A 2,381-nucleotide genomic window follows, 5' to 3' on the forward strand; every position below is an offset into this window, starting at 1 on the left:
ATCAAGCGCAGGTCATACTTGCGCTGCGGTGCCTGTGGATCCATCAGCGTCAAGTAGGGGGCAGCGAAGGCCCATTCTTCATCGGAAACGTCGGTCGGATAAGGGCGTGGCGGCTTCATCCGCTTACGATAGCCGCGAAAGCCTCAAGTTCATAACACGCTCTAGGTTCAATGCCTCGATTCCGCCTGTCTGCATCGATCGATAGGCGGCCGCTGACTAAATCACCGACATAGTTCTCGTAGTGCTGGTAGTAGCGACTGTCCACTTCCATATGGACGTGAATTGCTTCTGTGGCCTGCTTGCCCTGTACGCCCAATGCCTGACCGTATTCCACCTGATCGCCAGCTTTTACATGGATTGGCGACATATGTCGGACGCGGAGGATGACATCACCGCCTTCCCGATCCAGTACATCAACCAGCCCCCTCGACGTGTTGACCGTACCAACAACGCCAGCAACTGGCGAAGGGACATCGAGCGATCTTGAAGACGGCCCCGAGGGTAAGCCGGAGTCCTCAAGCATGAAATCCTTCTTCAGCAAGACCTGATCAGGACGAAGACCATAGTCCTTACCTGCCTTGGCGACCTCAATCTCCTGGATTTCACCGCCAATCATACCGAGTGTACGACCCGCTTGACCGCCAACGACTTTGCCGTTGACCAAATGAGCATCACTGTTGCTTTTGGGGTGGTGCGTAACAAGCTCATCGAAACTCCCGACAGCCTCGTTGTGCGAGCCTTTGTCCACATCCCACTCAAGTTGAATGACGCGATAGGGGACCTGCTGTTTAACATCCTGCGTTGCCATATCCGAACTCCTTGTTAGTCCCTAAGGTTAACCGCACGCGTCAGGTACCAACAGCCCTGACGCCTCTCGAATATGTAAGTATCTACTTCATACTCCATACCGAAACTTACCCTACGGCCTTCACCCGCCGTCAGCTCTATGGAGACTGGAGAGCCGACCTTGCTCTTTGGCTCAGGCTTGCTTCGTCCTGCAGCCATTTGATCGAATACTTCTGCATCCTTGAAGTATCTGTAAGAGAACAATTCAAGGCGGGAGGGACCGGTTTGCTTTGAGATATGCGTAATCGGTGATGACTCAGTTTCTTCCTCAACCGTATGGGTCGGGACCTCGTACTCCAACGGGTCGTCAGTGAAACGGCGACGTACGTCGTCATTGGCAACATCGGCGTATCGCTGAAGAAACGTGCTGAAATCCGTAGAGGGACAAGCGACCGAAGCCCGCTCACTTCGCTGATCCCGATATTCGTGCTGTGACGCAACTGGCTGTGCGGGCGATGTGCACCCTGTAATAGAAACGCAAAGCAGTCCGGCAAAGACGACGCACGGATTGAGGCGATAGGTGCCTATGCTCATCACTTTTCCTTGGCCTCTGGCTGTTGGCGGCGCATGCCGCCCATATGGTCCGCCATATGTCCCTCCGAAATGTTTGCTAGAGATTTCCGAGGGTATCTGACTCCGAAACGTCGCGCGATTCCCCCCTCCTGGGGGCCTCTCGACCACTACAACACACAATCGGCATCCTTCGCAGCTTCGCACGTCACCTAGTGCGGCACAGACTGCGCTATGTAACTGATTCCGCTGCCAACTACCTAGATTCCCTATCCACCCGCCAGCCCCACGCGCACGGATTGTGGACCTATGGCACACACCCGGTGCTCTCAAGCGCTCCGCATGTGTTCGCGTCTCTCTTTCCCAAACCTCAGGGTAAGGTTCACTTCTGGAAGCTGCTCTTCCTCAAGCGTGCACAACATCCGTCATGGATGCACGTGGCCCACCATGACTCATATTCATGGCACATCCGCTTGTATTTAAAAGTTTTTTTTCTATGCCCCGCAAGATATTACTCACAATCTTACTCACTTCTCTTGTGGTGCTGGCCGATTTGATGTGGGTGCAGAGGACGATAAGCTAGATACACACACAGCAGCTACGAATTTTTTCCATGTCGACAGTTTCCCAGTTCAGTCAAGCATGCGCCTTGGTTGCTATAGGGCTTTCCGGTTCATTAGAGACCAGCCAGGACGATCAATTTTCAGAACTTCGAGATGCTGTAGCTGCTCGAGTGGCACACGGACAAAGTTACTTGAAAGACGCCGAGCGAGCCTTTGATGCAGGTGACATTGACTCCGGCTGGCTGTCCCTTGTCCGAGCGGGCATTGAGGCGGGCGCTGTCGACGCCCTCTTACAAGCCACATACATCACTCCCAAGGCGCTCGCTGCCAAGAAGGGACGTGAGAAGGCCACTCAGGCTTTTAAGGAGCGCAGAGTGTGATACGCCCAGGGTTTCCTAGACATCTCATGGCCATGGAAAATGGTCGATTCGGAGGTGTCTATGAGCAGCAAGCGGTATACGG

The 2,381-nt window shown here is 54.0% G+C and carries 3 protein-coding genes; 1 reads left to right on the forward strand and 2 read right to left on the reverse strand.

Annotated features, from left to right (window positions below; genetic code table 11):
* Window positions 1–119 (reverse strand): transposase (locus XcodCFBP4690_RS22010; protein WP_430523620.1); only part of this gene is annotated, 119 nt, incomplete at its 3' end.
* Window positions 116–808 (reverse strand): peptidoglycan DD-metalloendopeptidase family protein, encoded by a 693-nt coding sequence (locus tag XcodCFBP4690_RS22015; RefSeq protein ID WP_104544385.1) that lies wholly within the window; start codon window positions 806–808, stop codon window positions 116–118. The genes XcodCFBP4690_RS22010 and XcodCFBP4690_RS22015, both read right to left, overlap by 4 nt.
* Before the next feature lie 1,161 nt (window positions 809–1,969).
* On the opposite strand from XcodCFBP4690_RS22015, the gene XcodCFBP4690_RS22610 reads away from it, so the two are divergent.
* On the forward strand, window positions 1,970–2,299 hold the full coding sequence (locus tag XcodCFBP4690_RS22610) for a hypothetical protein (protein WP_146092032.1): 330 nt from the start codon (window positions 1,970–1,972) through the stop codon (window positions 2,297–2,299).
* Window positions 2,300–2,381 lie beyond the last annotated feature (82 nt).

This window comes from Xanthomonas codiaei (assembly GCF_002939785.1).
Classification (GTDB): domain Bacteria; phylum Pseudomonadota; class Gammaproteobacteria; order Xanthomonadales; family Xanthomonadaceae; genus Xanthomonas; species Xanthomonas codiaei.